The sequence below is a fragment of the Ideonella alba genome (assembly GCF_018069875.1).
GTDB classification, from domain to species: Bacteria; Pseudomonadota; Gammaproteobacteria; order Burkholderiales; family Burkholderiaceae_C; genus Ideonella; species Ideonella alba.
This window is the reverse complement of the sequence record NZ_JAGQDF010000014.1, coordinates 22,200-36,260: the sequence shown is the minus strand read 5'-3', so window position 1 is coordinate 36,260 and position 14,061 is coordinate 22,200. Positions and strand designations below refer to the sequence as shown.

The window sequence follows — 14,061 nt, the reverse complement described above, 5'->3', positions numbered from 1 at the left end:
GAGCGGCCTAAGCCAGGGCGCGGCCGATCAGGATCTTCTGCACCTCGGACGTGCCCTCGTAGATCTGGCACACCCGCACATCGCGGTAGATGCGCTCGACCGGGAAGTCGCTGAGGTAGCCGTAGCCGCCGTGCACCTGGATCGCGGCCGAGCAGATGCGCTCGGCCATCTCGCTGGCGAAGAGCTTGGCCATCGCCGCTTCCTTCAGGCAGGGCTGGCCGGCATCCTTCAGGCTGGCGGCGTGCCAGATCAGCTGGCGTGCGGCCTCGATCTGCGTGGCCATGTCGGCCAGCTTGTGCTGCACCGCCTGGTGTTCAAAGATGGGCTGGCCGAAGGCCACGCGCTCCTTGCTGTAGCGCAGCGCCGCCTCGAACGCCGCGCGCGCCATGCCCACGCTCTGGCTGGCGATGCCGATGCGCCCGCCCTCCAGACCGCTGAGCGCGATCTTCAGGCCCATGCCCTCGTCGGCCAGCCGGTTGGCGGCCGGCACGCGGCAGTTCTCGAAGACGATCTGCGCGGTGTCCGAGCTGTGCTGGCCCATCTTCTCTTCGACCCGCGCCACGATGTAGCCGGGCGTGGCGGTGGGCACCAGGAAGGCGCTGATGCCCTTCTTGCCGGCGGCCTTGTCGGTCACCGCCATCACGATGGCCACGTCGCCGTGCTTCCCGCTGGTGATGAACTGCTTGACGCCGTTGAGCACGTACTCATCGCCGTCGCGGGTGGCGGTGGTGCGCAGGCCGCCGGCCTCCGAGCCCACATGCGGCTCGGTCAGGCAGAAGGCGCCCAGCATCTCGCCGCGCGCCAGGGGTTTGAGGAAGCGCTGCTTCTGGTCCTCGTTGCCGAAGGCCATCAGGATCGAGCAGACCGGGCAGTTGTTGACGCTGACCACGGTGGAGGTGCCGCCGTCGCCCGCCGCGATCTCTTCCAGGATCAGGCTCAGCGCCAGGTAGTCCAGGCCGGCACCGTCGTACTCGGGCGGCACGGCCACGCCGTAGCAGCCCAGCTCGGCCAGGCCCTTCAGTTCGTCGGCCGGGAAGTGGTGGTCCTTGTCCCAGCGCGCGGCGTTCGGCGCGATGCGGTCCTGGACATAGGCCCGCACGGCGTCCTGCACGGCACGGTGGTCTTCGCTGAGCAGCATGGGAAAGGTCTCCGTTGTCGGGGTGGGCGCGTCACCAGGCCAGGGCCTGGCCGTCCTGGTCGAAGAAGTGGCCGTGGTCGGCCGGGGTCAGGCCGGCCAGCACCGCGCGCAGGCCGGCCGCACTCTGCTCGACCGACAGGTCGGCGCCGGCGCCGCCCATGTCTGTGCGCACCCAGCCGGGATGGAAGGCGGCGCAGACAGCCCGGCCTTCCAGCGCGAAGGCCAGGTCGCGCAGCACCGAGTTGGCGGCGGCCTTGCTGGCGCGGTAGAGCCAGCCGTTGCCGTTGGTGCGCAGGCCGATCGAGCCCATGCGCGAGGTCACCAGGCCCAACCGGGCCTGCGGCGCCAGCGCGTCCACCAGCTGCGGCACCACCTGCATCGGGCCCAGCACGTTGGTGCGCATCACCTGGTCGAAATCCTCTCGGCCCGGCGCCTGCAGCGCGTTCAGGCCCGAGGGGCCGTAGACGCCGGCATTGACCCAGACCCGCTCGAAGGCCTGGCCGTCGATCTGCCAGGCCAGGCCGGCCACGCTGGTCAGCTCGGTCACATCGATGCGCAGTGCGTGCGCGCCCAGCGCCTGCAGGCGCGCCAGGCCGGCGTCGTCGCGCGCGGTGCCCACCACGGTGGCGCCGTCGGCGCGGTACTGGCGCACCAGCTCCAGCCCGATGCCGCGCGAGGCGCCGACCACCAGCACCGACTCAGCCACCACGCACTCCCCGCGCACTGGCGCCGCGCAGCACGCGCTGCGCCGCCACCACGCCCAGCACGCCCAGCGTCAGGCCGTAGACCACCCATTTCAGCTGGGTCAGCGCGCTGGCGGCCTGCACCAGGCCGGCGCTGGCGTTGTCCTGCAGCATCAGGTACCACAGCATCAGGTTCTCCAGCGTGTCCACCGCGGCGGCCAGCAGGCCCATGCGGGCCAGGCGCGGTGCGCCCAGCGCGCACAGGCTGCCGGCCAGCAGCGCCCCCAGCACCACCGGGAACAGCAGGTCCAGCAGGCGGTAGCGCAGGTAGGCGCGGTACTGCAGCGTGTCCATGCCGGCCATCACCGCCAGCGCCTGGCCGGGGTCATAGCCGTCGATGCGCTCGTCGAAGGGCCGCTGCAGCACGGTGGCACCGAAGCCGGCATCGGCGCCGCTCCAGCGCAGCGCCGCCAGCAGGCCCAGGCTCAGCAGCAGCAGCGCCACCAGGGTGCGGCCATGCACCAGCGTCGGGTGGCAGCGGCCGGAGCGCGGGTCGCGGATCATGGCTGCAGACGGGTCAGGCCGCTCACAGCATCTCCACGGCCAGCGCCGTCGCCTCGCCACCGCCAATGCACAGCGAGGCCATGCCGCGCTTCTTGCCCTGCGCCCGCAGCGCACCCAGCAGCGTGACAACGATGCGCGCACCCGAAGCGCCGATCGGGTGGCCCAGCGCGCAGGCGCCGCCGTGCACGTTGACGATCTCGTGGGGCAGCTGGAACTCGTGCATCGCGGCCATGGTCACCGCGGCGAAGGCCTCGTTGACCTCCCACAGGTCCACCTGCTGCGCGCTCCAGCCGGCCTTCTTCAGCGCCTTCTCGATCGCGCCGGCGGGCGCGGTGGAGAACCACTCGGGCGCCTGCGCATGCACCGCGTGCGCGACGATGCGGGCCAGCGGCGTCACGCCCATCGCGCGGGCGGTGCTCTCGCGCATCAGCACCAGCGCGGCGGCGCCGTCGGAGATGCTGCTGGCGTTGGCGGCGGTGATCGTGCCGTCCTTCTTGAAGGCCGGCTTGAGACCGGCGATCTTGTCGAGCTTGGCCTTGAAGGGCTGCTCGTCGTGCTTGACGAGCACCTCGCCGCCCTTGCCCGGCAGCGACACCGGGGCCATTTCCCAGTCGAAGCGGCCGTCCTCGTTGGCGGCCTTGGCGCGGGTGGTGGAGGCGATCGCGTAGGCGTCCTGCGCCTCGCGGGTGAAGCCGTACTTGGCCACGCAGGCCTCGGCGAACACGCCCATCGCCTTGCCGCGCTCGTAGGCGTCCTCCAGGCCGTCCATCGCCATGTGGTCGAACAGCTGGGCGGCGCCGTACTTCACGCCCTTGCGGGCGAACATCAGGTGCGGCGCGTTGGTCATGCTCTCCATGCCGCCGGCCACCATCACGGTGGCCGAGCCGGCGGCCAGCATATCGTGGGCGAACATCATCGCGCGCATGCCCGAGCCGCACATCTTGCTCAGCGTGACCGCGCCGGCGCTCTGCGGCAGGCCGGCCTTGAGCACCGCCTGGCGCGCCGGGGCCTGGCCCTGGCCGGCCATCAGGCAGTTGCCCATCAGCACTTCGTCCACCGCGTCACCGGGCACGCCGGCGCGCTCGACGGCGGCGCGGATGGCCACGCCGCCCAGCTCCCAGGCGGCCAGGCTGGCAAAGTCGCCCAGCAGGCCCCCGATGGGCGTGCGGGCAGCGGAGGCGATGACGATCGAATCGGCCATGGAGAGTCTCCTGGTTCAGGCAGCGTTGTAGCGGTTGATGATGCCGTCGAGCGCGGCGCGGTAGGCTGGGGCCACCTGCTCGGCGGTGGCGGCGGTGATGCGCAGGTCTTCCAGCAGGCCGTTGTGCAGGCCATAGACCCATCCGTGCACCACCACCGCCTGGCCACGCGCCCAGGCGTCCTGGACCACGGTGGTGTCGCACACATTGCGCGCCTGCTCCAGCACGTTGAGCTCGCACAGCGCGTCCAGCCGCTGTTCGGGCGCCACACGGTCGAGCAGGGCTTCGTGCTTGCAGCGCACGTCCTTGACGTGGCGGATCCAGTTGTCCACCAGGCCCAGGCGCAGGTCGTTCAGCGCCGCGCGCACGCCGCCGCAGCTGCTGTGGCCGACAACGATGATGTGCTGGACCTTCAGGCCCTCCACCGCGAACTGGATCACCGACAGCGCATTGAGGTCGGAGTGGGCCACGACGTTGGCCACATTGCGGTGGACGAACAGCTCTCCCGGCAGCAGGTCGACCAGCTCGTTGGCGGGCACGCGGCTGTCGGCACAGCCGATCCACAGGTACTGCGGGGTCTGCTGCTCCAGCAGCTTGCTGAAGAAACCGGGCTCGCGCTGCTCGGTGCGGCGCGCCCATTCGCGGTTGCTGTCGAACAGCTCGGTCAGCTGGGTGCTCACGAAACCATCTCCTGCCGGGCAGGACGCAGCCCATGCTGCATCGCATCAATCCCGCGCGGCAGTGTACGCAAGCGCACCCCGTGCCGGCGAGTGGCAACGCCGGGTGGCAGGGTCAACCGGCCCGCCCATTGACGTTGACGTAAACGTCAATTGTAGCGGGCTGGCGGCGTCAGGATCCAGCGGGCGGCATGGCCTTGGCCAGGCGGGCGGCGAAGGCGCCGGCCAGGGCCTCGAATTTCGGTCGCATCGCCTGCCAGTAGGCCAGGGTGTCCTTGCCGCCCGAGGGCACGGTGAAGTCGTCCTTGTTCTTCAGCAGCTCGGCGTACATCGGCACGTCGGCGTCGCGGCCCTTGACCTGGCCCCAGACGCGGGCCTGGAACTCGTGCAGGCCGAACACCTTCTTGTCGTTGTAGAACGCGATCGTCAGGTCCAGCGCGCCCGGGGCGCCCGCGGCCGCCCGGGCCTTGGGGTAGTAGTCGCTGTCGCCCATGCCCTCGAACATGCCGGGCTTGCGGTACTTCAGGCCGGCCACCGGCGTGCAGTAGAAGCCGTAGTAATAGGCCTTGCGGAACAGGCTGCCCTTGTCCTGCGCCGAGTCGGTGCTGACCTCGCTCTCGCCCTTGGCCTCGGCCATGAAGGGCGCGGCCGCCACTTTCTCCGGGCCGTCCACCGCGACACCGGCGGCGCGCAGTTTCTCGACCACGATGGCCAGCGCCTCTTCGCCGATGCGGCGCGCGTCGTCCTTGCTGAGGTGGTCCTCGATCGGCTCGCGGTCGGCGAAGTCGATGCCGCCGGCGCCGCCGATGCCGCCACCGGCCCGCATCGACAGCAGCGTGGCCGCGCCCGCCAGCAGGCCGGCGGTGATCTTCTTGTCCTCGTGGCCTTCACCGGAGATCAGCGTCAGCCGCTCCAGGCTGACCCCGACCTTGGACTGCACATTGGCCACGACCAGGCGGTTGACCGGGGTGCTGCTGTACTGCAGCGAGTTGCCCTGGTTCTGGAAATCGGCGGTCTGCGCCCGCAGCAGCGGCGTGGCGAGCAGCAGGGCGGCGGCAAGGGCAGCGGCGCGAACGGGGCGGCGGTCGGTCATGGCGAACTCCTGAGGGTCGGTCCTGGCTGTCTACGCAGCCCGGACGACCGCCAGAGCTCACCCGCCGCGCGGTGTGCGGCGGCGCCGGGCCGGCACGGCCAGCCCCAGCAGGCTGCGGCAGCGGGCCTCATGCTGGCCGATCTCGGCCAGGGTGACCTCGATGTCGCCCAGCTGCTGCTCCAGCTGTCGGCGGTGCTCGCCCAGCACCAGCAGGAAGGCTTCCAGCTGGGGGCGGTCGTCGGTGCCGGAGTCGTACATGTCGACCAGCTGCTTGATCTCCAGCAGGGACAGGCCCAGGCGCTTGCCGCGCAGCGTGAGCTTGAGCCGGGTGCGGTCGCGGTGGGTGTAGACCCGGTTGCGGCCGCTGCGGGCGGGCTCGAGCAGGCCGACATCCTCGTAGAAGCGGATCGCGCGCGGCGTGATGTCGAATTCCTGGGCCAGCTCGGTGATCGTGAAGGTGCGGGTGCCCGCGTCATCGACGGGAGCCCGGGGGCGGACGGCGGTGGCAGGGCGGGCTGGACTCATGGGCGCTGGTTGACGTTCACGTCAACGGAAGTCTACGCCATGGCCCCTGTGGCGTGCCGAGGCAAAAAAAACGCCGATGGGGTGACCATCGGCGTTGATGTGTGGTGTCACACGATCCTCCCTGGACCTCGCCCGCTCTTGGAGAGCTGATGACAGCGAATCAGGTGTCACTTTGCCAAGACATGCTGCGCTGCGCCATCCCTCTTTGGGGGGATGCGCCCGCCCGTGCCGGCCTCACAGCGGCGGTAACACCTCGGCGCGCAGGCTGCCGCGCACCTGCTCGTAGTCGGGCACGACCGAGCGCACCACCTCCCAGAAGGCCGGGCTGTGGTTCATCTCGCGCAGGTGGGCCAGCTCATGGGCGACCACGTAATCGATCACCGGCAGGCCGAAATGGATCAGGCGCCAGTTCAGCCTCACCGAGCCGTCGTGCGAGGCGCTGCCCCAGCGCGTCTGGGCGGCGCTGAGCGACAGCCGGCGCACCGTCACGCCCAGGCGCTGGGCGAAGTGGGCGCAGCGCTCCTCGAAGACCCGGCGCGCCTGGCGCTGCAGCCAGCTCTGCACCAGGTCGCGGATCTGCGCCGGCTCGGCCTGCTGCGGCAGGCCCAGGTGCAGCGTCAGCCGCGGCACGCCGGGCAGCGCCTGGCCCCCGGTATTGAGCTGGGCGCCGGCCACCCGCGGGTCCAGCACCAGGATCACGGTCTCGCCCAGGAAGGGCAGGGCGGCGCCGTCGCGCCATTCGACCCGGGCGGCCTCGACACGGCGGCGACGGTCACGCTGCTCGGCCAGCTTGCGCAGGATCCAGGTGGCCTTTTCGCGCAGCGCGGCCTCGATCTCGCCGAAGGACACCCAGCGTGGCGCGCTGACCACCAGGCCGTCGCCGTCGACGATGAAGCCGATGGTCTTGCGCCGCGCACGGCGCAGCTGGTAGGCCACCAGGCACTCGCCCAGGCGCAGCGAGCGATCGGCCTGGGGGTGGCGGTAGTCGGCGCTGGGCGCCGGAGCCGGTGCTGGTGCGGATGCGGGTGCAGCCCCCACCGGGGCGGGCACGGCGATGGGCCCGGCGGCAGCCGGCGCGGACGCGCCGGGCGCGGGCGCCGGCTCGTGGGCGTCGAACAGCGACAGCTGCCAGGCGTCGGCCATCGGGGTGGGCATGGCCGCCGATTCTACGAGGCTCAGGCGGCGTAGGCCTCGGGGTCGATGCGGCGCATCTCGGCCTCGATCCAGGCCTCGACCTCGCGCATCAGCTCATCGGGCTGGCGGCCCTGCACCGGGATCGGCCGGCCGATCGAGACCTCGATCACGCCCGGGCGCAGCAGGAAACTCTTGCGCGGCCAGCAGCGCGCCGAGGCCACCGCGATCGGCACGATCGGCACGCCGGTGGTGATGGCCAGGCGGCTGGCGCCGGTCTTGTAGTCACCCTGGCTGCCGCGCGGCGTGCGCGTGCCTTCGGGGAACATGATGACCCAGCTGCCCTTGCCCATGATGCGCTGGCCCTGCTCGGCCACCTTGCGCCAGGCCTCGGAGCGGCGGCTGCGGTCGATGTGGATCATGTCCAGGCTGCCGATGGCCCAGCCGAAGAACGGGATCCACAGCAGCTCGCGCTTGAACACATAGGCCAGCGGGTGCGGCATCAGCATCGGGAAGGCAAAGGTCTCCCAGGTGCTCTGGTGCTTGGGCGCCAGCAGCACGGCCGCCTGGCCATCGCTGGCGGGCGGCACGTTCTCCATGCCCTGCACGCGCCAGCGCACGCCGCAGATCCAGCGCGCCGCCCAGATCGCCTGGCGCAGCCAGCCGGCGCAGATCCAGTACAGCGTGGTGGAGCTGACGAACAGCGAGACCAGCACGACAAAGGTGGCCCAGGGGATCACCGTCACCACCAGCCAGAGAAAGAACAGCGACGAGCGCAGCAGCCAGGACAGACGTTGCATGACGGGATTCAGGAGGAAACGGGCGCTGCGCCACCGCCCAGCAGGTGCTCGGCCAGCGCCGCCAGGTCGGCATGCACCACGGTCCCGGGCACGGTCTGCTGCCACTGCGCCAGCTCGGCCTCGTGGACCAGGGCCGCGCGGCCGGTGCGCACCAGGTGCGGGCGGCAGCCGGCGGCCTGGGCGGCCTGCAGGTCGCGCAGGGTGTCGGCCACCATCGGCACCGTGGCCAGGTCGACGCCATAGCGCTCGCCGATCTCGCGCATCATGCCGGGCAGCGGCTTGCGGCAGGCGCAGTCGTCCTCGGGGGCATGCGGGCAGAAGAAGATCGCATCCAGCCGCCCGCCCTGCGCCGCCAGCAGCTTCATCATGTGGCGGTGCACCGCGTTGACCGCGGCCATGTCGATCATGCCGCGGCCGATGCCCGCCTGGTTGGTGGCCACCACCACATGCCAGCCGGCATGGTTCAGGCGGGCCACGGCCTGCAGCGCCCCGGGCAGCGGCTCGAACTCGGCCGGATCCTTGACGTGGTCGTCGCGGAAGCGGTTGAGGATGCCGTCACGGCCGATGATGATCAGCTTGGGCGCTTGCATGGCGGTGCGGTGTCAGGCCGCCAGGCGCGACAGGTCGGCCACGCGGTTCATCGCCTGGTGCAGGCGGTTCAGCAGCGCCTGGCGGTTGGCGCGCAGCGCGGCGTCGTCGGCATTGACCATCACGCCGTCGAAGAAGGCATCGACCGGCGCCTTCAGCGCGGCCAGGGCCTTGAGCGAGCCGGCGTAGTCGTGCTGCTCGAACAGGCGGTCGGCCACCGGCTGCACCTGGGCGATCGCGGCGGCCAGCGCCTGCTCGGCGGGCTCCTGCAGCAGCGCGTCGGTGACCGCGGTGGGCAGCGCGCCCTCGATCTTCTTCAGGATGTTGCCCACCCGCTTGTTGGCCGCGGCCAGCGAGGCGGCCTCGGGCAGCGCGGCGAAGGCGCGCACGGCCTCCAGGCGGCGCGGGATGTCGCCCAGGCGCTGCGGCGCCAGCGCCAGCACCGCGTCGACCTCCTGGGCGCTGTAGCCCTGGTCGCGCAGCGAGACAGCCAGGCGGTCGGCGAAGAAACCGGCCAGTGCCTCGCTCGGGTCCTGGATCAGCTCACCGAAGCAGGGCACGGCGGCTTTCAGCAGCTCGGACAGATCCAGCGGCAGGTTCTTCTCGACCAGGATGCGGATCACGCCCAGCGCGTGGCGGCGCAGCGCGAACGGGTCCTTGTCGCCGGTGGGCAACTGGCCGATGCCGAACAGGCCCACCAGGGTTTCCAGCTTGTCGGCCAGCGCCACCACGGTGCCGCTGTGGTTGCGCGGCAGCGCGTCGCCGGCGAAGCGCGGCTTGTAATGGTCCTCGATGGCGATGGCCACGCCGTCGCGCAGGCCCTCGGCGCGGGCGTAGTAGCCGCCCATGATGCCCTGCAGCTCGGGGAACTCGCCCACCATGTCGGTCAGCAGGTCGCACTTGGCCAGCGTGGCGGCCTCGCGCACCTTGGAGTCGAGCACATCGAACTCATCCTTGGCCTCGACCGTGAAGGGCACGGTGGCCATGCGCAGCTGGTTGACGATCGCGTGGCCGATGGCGCGCACGCGCTCCATGCGCTCGCCCTGGGTGCCCAGCTTGCCGTGGTAGACCACCTTGGCCAGGCCCGGCACGCGGCTGTCCAGCGTCCTCTTGCGGTCCTGATCGAAGAAGAACTTGGCGTCGGCCAGGCGCGGGCGCACCACGCGCTCATTGCCCTGGATCACCGCGCTGGCATCGGCCGGCGCGATGTTGCTGACGATCAGGAAGGTGTTGGTCAGCTTGCCGTGGCCGTCCAGCAACGGGAAGTACTTCTGGTTGGCCTTCATCGTCAGGATCAGGCACTCCTGCGGCACGTCGAGAAACGCCTGCTCGAAGTGGCAGGTCAGCACATTGGGCTGCTCGACCAGCGCGGTGACCTCGTCCAGCAGCGCCTCGTCCTCGATCGGGGTCAGGCCTTCCTTGGCCGCTGCGGCGGTGAGTTGGCGCACGATCTCGGCGCGGCGCTCATCGAAGCTGGCGATCACGGCGCCCTGCTCGCGCAGTTGCCGGGCGTAGCTGTCGGCGCTCTCGATCTGGACCACCGGCACCGTCGCCTCGAAGCGGTGGCCCAGCGTCTCGCGGCCGGCGCTCAGGCCCAGCGCCTGCACCGGCACGACCTGCTCGCCATGCAGCGCGATCAGGCGGTGCGCCGGGCGGACGAACTTGACGTCGCTCCAGCCGTCGGCCTTCTGATAGGTCATGACCTTGGGAATCGGGAGCTTGGCAATCGCTTCGTCCAGCGCCTTCTGCAGGCCCTCGGCCAGGCTGGCGCCGGGCACCACGCTGTCCAGGAACAGGGCCTCGGCCTTGCCGTCGGGCAGCCGCTTGAGCTGCGGCACGACCGACGCGTCGGCACCCACCGCGGCCAGCTTCTTGAGCAGCGCGGGCGTGGGCTGGCCATCGGCGGACAGGGCCACAGCCACCGGCATCAGCTTGATCTGCTGGGCCTTGTCAGCGGCCTGGCTCGCCACACCGGCGACCTGCACCGCCAGGCGACGCGGCGACGCGTACGAGGTGACCGCGGCATCGGCCGCCGCCAGGCCCTGGGCCTTCAGGCTGGCGGCCAGCACCGACGAAAAAGCCTCGCCCAGCTTCTTCAGCGCCTTGGGCGGCAGTTCTTCGACGAAGAGTTCAACGAGGAGGTTGGCGTGACTCATGGTGTTCAGGCTGCTTCTTTCTTGGCGGCCTTCTCGGCCTTGGCGGCCAGCTCGGCGATCACTTCATCGGCCCAGGCCTTGGGGGCCATCGGGAAGCCCAGGCGGGCGCGGCTGTCCAGGTAGCTGGCCGCCACGCTGCGGGCCAGGTTGCGGATGCGGCCGATGTAGGCCGCGCGCTCGGTCACGCTGATCGCGCCGCGCGCATCCAGCAGGTTGAAGGTGTGCGCCGCCTTGAGCACCTGCTCGTAGGCCGGCAGCGCCAGCTGCGCCTGCATCAGCTGCTGCGCATTGCCCTCGTGCGCGCCGAAGGCGTGCAGCAGGAACTCGACGTTGCTGTGCTCGAAGTTGTAGGTGCTCTGCTCAATCTCGTTCTGCAGGAACACGTCGCCGTAGCGCACGCCGGGGGCGTACTGCAGGTCATAGACGTTCTCCACGCCCTGCAGGTACATGGCCAGGCGCTCCAGGCCGTAGGTGATCTCGCCGGTGATGGGCTTGCAGTCGATGCCGCCGACCTGCTGGAAGTAGGTGAACTGGGTCACCTCCATGCCGTTCAACCAGACCTCCCAGCCCAGGCCCCAGGCGCCCAGCGTGGGGTTCTCCCAGTCGTCCTCGACGAAGCGCACGTCGTTCTTCTTCAGATCAAAACCCAGCGCCTCCAGCGAGCCCAGGTAGAGCTCGAGGATGTTGGCCGGCGCCGGCTTGAGCACCACCTGGTACTGGTAGTAATGCTGCAGGCGGTTGGGGTTCTGGCCATAGCGGCCGTCCTTGGGGCGGCGGCTGGGCTGCACGTAGGCGGCCTTCCAGGGCTCAGGGCCCAGCGCGCGCAGGAAGGTGGCGGTGTGGCTGGTGCCCGCACCCACTTCCATGTCGTACGGTTGCAGCAGGGCGCAGCCCTGGGCGTCCCAGTAGTCCTGGAGGCGGAGAATGAGTTGCTGGAAGGTGAGCATCGGCCGGTCGCGCACCGCGCGCCCGGGCGCACGGTGTCCATCGTGATGGGAAAACCCTTGATTCTACGGGGCGACCCGGCGGCGCCCGGCCAGCAGCGCGCCCATCCGCATCGTGACCAGCAGCGCGGCCGCCAGTCCCCACAGCGGCCACAGGCCCCAGGCGGCCAGCCAGCGCGCATAGGGCGTGTCGCCGCGGCGGCCCTGCACGGTGGCGTCGAGCGTGCCCTCCTGCCAGGCGGGCAGGCGCTGCGTGACCACGCCGCGGTGGTCGATCACCGCGGTGGCACCGGTGTTGGTGGCGCGCACCAGCGGGCGCTGGAATTCCAGCGCGCGCAGGCGCGAGAACTGCAGGTGCTGGTCCTGCACCATCCAGCGGCCGAACCAGGCCAGGTTGCTGGCATTGACCAGCAGCGTGGCGGCCTGCGGGCCGACCACCGCGTCGGCAAAGTCCTCGCCGAACAGGTCCTCGTAGCAGATCAGGGGCCGCACCCGCTGGCCAGCCACCGCAAAGGACGCACCATGGTGGCCGCTGGCCTGGTCGCCCAGCGGAATGCGCATCAGGTCAACGAACCAGCGAAAGCCCGGCGGGATGTACTCGCCAAAGGGCAGCAGGTGGCGCTTGCCGTATTCGTAGTCGGGGCTGGCGCCAGGCTGCACGCCAACCATCGCGTTGACGAAGCCGTCGCGCTCGTTGCCCACGAAGGTGCCGATCAGCGCCGCCCGGTCGCCCTGCCGGAAGGGCGCGGTCAGGCCCGCCCAGTAGCCCTCGTCCAGCAGGTCGCGCGGGATCGGCAGCACCGACTCGGGCGTCACCACCAGCGCGCCGCTCGCCGCATGCAGCTGCTGCTGCAGCGCCTGCATGTTGGCGCCCAGGCGCTCGGGGTCGAACTTCAGGTCCTGCGGCACCGCCGGCTGCAGCAGGCTGACCGTCAGCTCGCCGGCCGGCTCGGTGAAGTGCTGCGGCAAGGCCATCAGGCCCGCGAGCAACCCCATCGCCAGCAGGCGGCAGGCGTTGGCCGAGGCCCCTCGCCCCAGCACCAGCAGCGCGGCCAGCAGCGTCGCCAGCGCCCCCATCGCATAGACGCCGCCCCAGGGCGCCAGCGCCGCCAGCAGGCCGTCGGCATGGGCATAGCCCGAGGCGATCCAGGGAAAGCCGGTGAGGAACTGCGCCCGCGCCAGCTCGGCCAGCAGCCACAGGCCGGCCAGACCCGCCGCATCGGCCATCGGCCGGCCGCTGCGCCAGCGCGCCCAGGCCGCCATCGCCGCCGCCAGGTACAGCGACAGCGCCAGCGCCAGCAGCCCCACCGCGGCCGCCGCCAGCGGCGCCGGCAGGCCGCCGAAGTCGTGCATGCTGATGTAGAGCCACCACAGGCCGCTGGCCAGCCAGGCGCTGCCGAAGGCCCAGCCGCGCACAAAGGCCTGGCCTGGCGTGGCCGTGCGCAACAGCAGCACCAGCGCGGCCACCGCCAGCGGCTGCAGCCAGTACGCGTTCAGCGGGGCAAAAGAAGCGGTGTGGACCACGCCCGCCAGCGCCGCCAGCGCCAGGGCCTGCCGGGACGAGAGCGTCACGCGGTGTGGGCGGCGTCGGCCGGCAGGCGCCGCACGCGGAACCAGCGCACGGCGCCGCCGCGGGTGAGCATCACGTTGAAGTCCAAGCCGCCCAGCACCACCGATTCCCCACGCCGCGGCACCCGGCCCAGTTCATGGGCCAGCAGGCCGCCGATGGTGTCGAAGGCGTCCTCGGGGAACTGTGCCGAGAAGGCCTCGTTGACGGTGCGGATGTCGGCGTCGCCGGCCACCCGCAGGCTGCCGTCGGCCAGCGTGTAGACGCCGCTGGCGGCATCGGCCTCGTCGAACTCGTCCTCGATCTCGCCGACGATCTCCTCGAGCACGTCCTCGATGGTGATCAGGCCGGCGGTGGAGCCGAACTCGTCGATGACGATGGCCAGGTGGTTGCGGTTGGAGCGGAAGTCGCGCAGCAGCTCGTTCAGGCCCTTGCTCTCCGGGACGAACACCGCCGGTCGCAGCAGCGTGCGCAGGTTCAGCTCGGGCGCGCGCTGCAGCTTCAGCAGGTCCTTGGCCATCAGGATGCCGATGATGTTGTCGCGCGAGCCCTCGATCACCGGGAAGCGGGAGTGGCCGGTGTCGATCACCATGGCCAGCAGCTCCTCGTACGGGGCGTCGATGTCGAGCACGTCCATGCGGGGTTCGGCCACCATCACGTCGCCGGCCGCCATGTCGGCCATGCGCAGCACGCCTTCGAGCATGGCGCGCGACTGCGGCTCGATCAGCTCGCGCTGCTCGGCTTCGGCCAGGGTCTCGATCAGCTCGGCCTTGGAGTCGGGCCCGGGCAGGACGAACTCGACCAGGCGCTCGAAGAGGCCCCGCTTGTCAGCGGTGGCCGGACGACCACCGCGCGGCGGTCGTGGGGAAGGCGGTTCGGACACGTCGTGTGCCGGCAGTGGGAATGGTCCGAGAATACCCGATCCGTTTGACAGTGCTTGACAGCCCCATCCTGCGGGCTCAGAGTGGCGGCCCCTTGAACCCGTGCGGGGCGCCC

Annotated in this window: 14 protein-coding genes; all 14 read right to left on the bottom strand. The window is 70.9% G+C overall.

All coding sequences use genetic code 11. The annotated features are described in order from the left end of the window. Nucleotides 1-7 precede the first annotated feature (7 nt). Nucleotides 8-1,138: an acyl-CoA dehydrogenase family protein gene (locus KAK07_RS20600; RefSeq protein ID WP_210856704.1), complete on the bottom strand. Its 1,131-nt coding sequence runs from the start codon at nucleotides 1,136-1,138 to the stop codon at nucleotides 8-10. Nucleotides 1,139-1,169: 31 nt separating this feature from the next. Continuing rightward, nucleotides 1,170-1,844, bottom strand: a complete 675-nt coding sequence (locus KAK07_RS20595; RefSeq protein ID WP_210856705.1) for an SDR family oxidoreductase — start codon at nucleotides 1,842-1,844, stop codon at nucleotides 1,170-1,172. Then, entirely contained in the window at nucleotides 1,837-2,385 is a 549-nt protein-coding gene (locus tag KAK07_RS20590) for a hypothetical protein (protein ID WP_210856706.1), read from the bottom strand. Before KAK07_RS20590 ends, KAK07_RS20595 begins: the two co-directional genes overlap by 8 nt. Nucleotides 2,386-2,407: 22 nt before the next feature. After that, nucleotides 2,408-3,586 carry an acetyl-CoA C-acyltransferase gene (locus KAK07_RS20585; RefSeq protein ID WP_210862973.1) on the bottom strand — a complete coding sequence of 393 codons (1,179 nt, stop codon included), beginning with the start codon at nucleotides 3,584-3,586 and terminating at the stop codon, nucleotides 2,408-2,410. 15 nt (nucleotides 3,587-3,601) lie between these two features. Further along, complete coding sequence (gene can, locus KAK07_RS20580) at nucleotides 3,602-4,264, bottom strand: carbonate dehydratase (RefSeq protein ID WP_210856708.1); 663 nt, start codon at nucleotides 4,262-4,264, stop codon at nucleotides 3,602-3,604. Between the two features lie 169 nt (nucleotides 4,265-4,433). Beyond that, complete coding sequence (locus tag KAK07_RS20575) at nucleotides 4,434-5,354, bottom strand: hypothetical protein (RefSeq protein ID WP_210856709.1); 921 nt, start codon at nucleotides 5,352-5,354, stop codon at nucleotides 4,434-4,436. Nucleotides 5,355-5,411: 57 nt separating this feature from the next. Further along, nucleotides 5,412-5,879, bottom strand: a complete 468-nt coding sequence (locus tag KAK07_RS20570) for a MerR family transcriptional regulator (RefSeq protein WP_210856710.1) — start codon at nucleotides 5,877-5,879, stop codon at nucleotides 5,412-5,414. A gap of 234 nt (nucleotides 5,880-6,113) precedes the next feature. Further along, nucleotides 6,114-7,034, bottom strand: coding sequence for a M48 family metallopeptidase (locus tag KAK07_RS20565; protein WP_210862971.1), 921 nt, complete (start codon nucleotides 7,032-7,034; stop codon nucleotides 6,114-6,116). A gap of 20 nt (nucleotides 7,035-7,054) precedes the next feature. Next, nucleotides 7,055-7,810, bottom strand: coding sequence for a lysophospholipid acyltransferase family protein (locus tag KAK07_RS20560; RefSeq protein WP_210856712.1), 756 nt, complete (start codon nucleotides 7,808-7,810; stop codon nucleotides 7,055-7,057). Nucleotides 7,811-7,818: 8 nt separating this feature from the next. Continuing rightward, nucleotides 7,819-8,400 carry a D-glycero-beta-D-manno-heptose 1,7-bisphosphate 7-phosphatase gene (gene gmhB, locus KAK07_RS20555; protein WP_210856713.1) on the bottom strand — a complete coding sequence of 194 codons (582 nt, stop codon included), beginning with the start codon at nucleotides 8,398-8,400 and terminating at the stop codon, nucleotides 7,819-7,821. A 12-nt stretch (nucleotides 8,401-8,412) separates the two neighbouring features. After that, complete coding sequence (glyS, locus tag KAK07_RS20550) at nucleotides 8,413-10,554, bottom strand: glycine--tRNA ligase subunit beta (RefSeq protein ID WP_210862969.1); 2,142 nt, start codon at nucleotides 10,552-10,554, stop codon at nucleotides 8,413-8,415. A 5-nt stretch (nucleotides 10,555-10,559) separates the two neighbouring features. Next, a complete protein-coding gene (gene glyQ, locus KAK07_RS20545) occupies nucleotides 10,560-11,501 on the bottom strand; it encodes a glycine--tRNA ligase subunit alpha (protein ID WP_210856715.1) in 942 nt (313 codons plus the stop codon). A 63-nt stretch (nucleotides 11,502-11,564) separates the two neighbouring features. Then, nucleotides 11,565-13,070 carry an apolipoprotein N-acyltransferase gene (gene lnt / locus KAK07_RS20540; RefSeq protein WP_310740755.1) on the bottom strand — a complete coding sequence of 502 codons (1,506 nt, stop codon included), beginning with the start codon at nucleotides 13,068-13,070 and terminating at the stop codon, nucleotides 11,565-11,567. After that, nucleotides 13,067-13,948 carry a CorC family transporter gene (locus KAK07_RS20535; protein WP_310740754.1) on the bottom strand — a complete coding sequence of 294 codons (882 nt, stop codon included), beginning with the start codon at nucleotides 13,946-13,948 and terminating at the stop codon, nucleotides 13,067-13,069. Before KAK07_RS20535 ends, lnt begins: the two co-directional genes overlap by 4 nt. Between the last annotated feature and the right edge of the window lie 113 nt (nucleotides 13,949-14,061).

Bases quoted from the DNA above. Each gene is read 5' to 3' on its own strand.
- KAK07_RS20600 (WP_210856704.1), bottom strand. From the start codon at position 1,138: ATGCTGCTCAGCGAAGACCACCGTGCCGTGCAGGACGCCGTGCGGGCC.
- KAK07_RS20590 (WP_210856706.1), bottom strand. From the start codon at position 2,385: ATGATCCGCGACCCGCGCTCCGGCCGCTGCCACCCGACGCTGGTGCAT.
- KAK07_RS20585 (WP_210862973.1), bottom strand. From the start codon at position 3,586: ATGGCCGATTCGATCGTCATCGCCTCCGCTGCCCGCACGCCCATCGGG.
- KAK07_RS20575 (WP_210856709.1), bottom strand. From the start codon at position 5,354: ATGACCGACCGCCGCCCCGTTCGCGCCGCTGCCCTTGCCGCCGCCCTG.
- KAK07_RS20570 (WP_210856710.1), bottom strand. From the start codon at position 5,879: ATGAGTCCAGCCCGCCCTGCCACCGCCGTCCGCCCCCGGGCTCCCGTC.
- KAK07_RS20565 (WP_210862971.1), bottom strand. From the start codon at position 7,034: ATGCCCACCCCGATGGCCGACGCCTGGCAGCTGTCGCTGTTCGACGCC.
- KAK07_RS20560 (WP_210856712.1), bottom strand. From the start codon at position 7,810: ATGCAACGTCTGTCCTGGCTGCTGCGCTCGTCGCTGTTCTTTCTCTGG.
- gmhB (WP_210856713.1), bottom strand. From the start codon at position 8,400: ATGCAAGCGCCCAAGCTGATCATCATCGGCCGTGACGGCATCCTCAAC.
- glyS (WP_210862969.1), bottom strand. From the start codon at position 10,554: ATGAGTCACGCCAACCTCCTCGTTGAACTCTTCGTCGAAGAACTGCCG.
- glyQ (WP_210856715.1), bottom strand. From the start codon at position 11,501: ATGCTCACCTTCCAGCAACTCATTCTCCGCCTCCAGGACTACTGGGAC.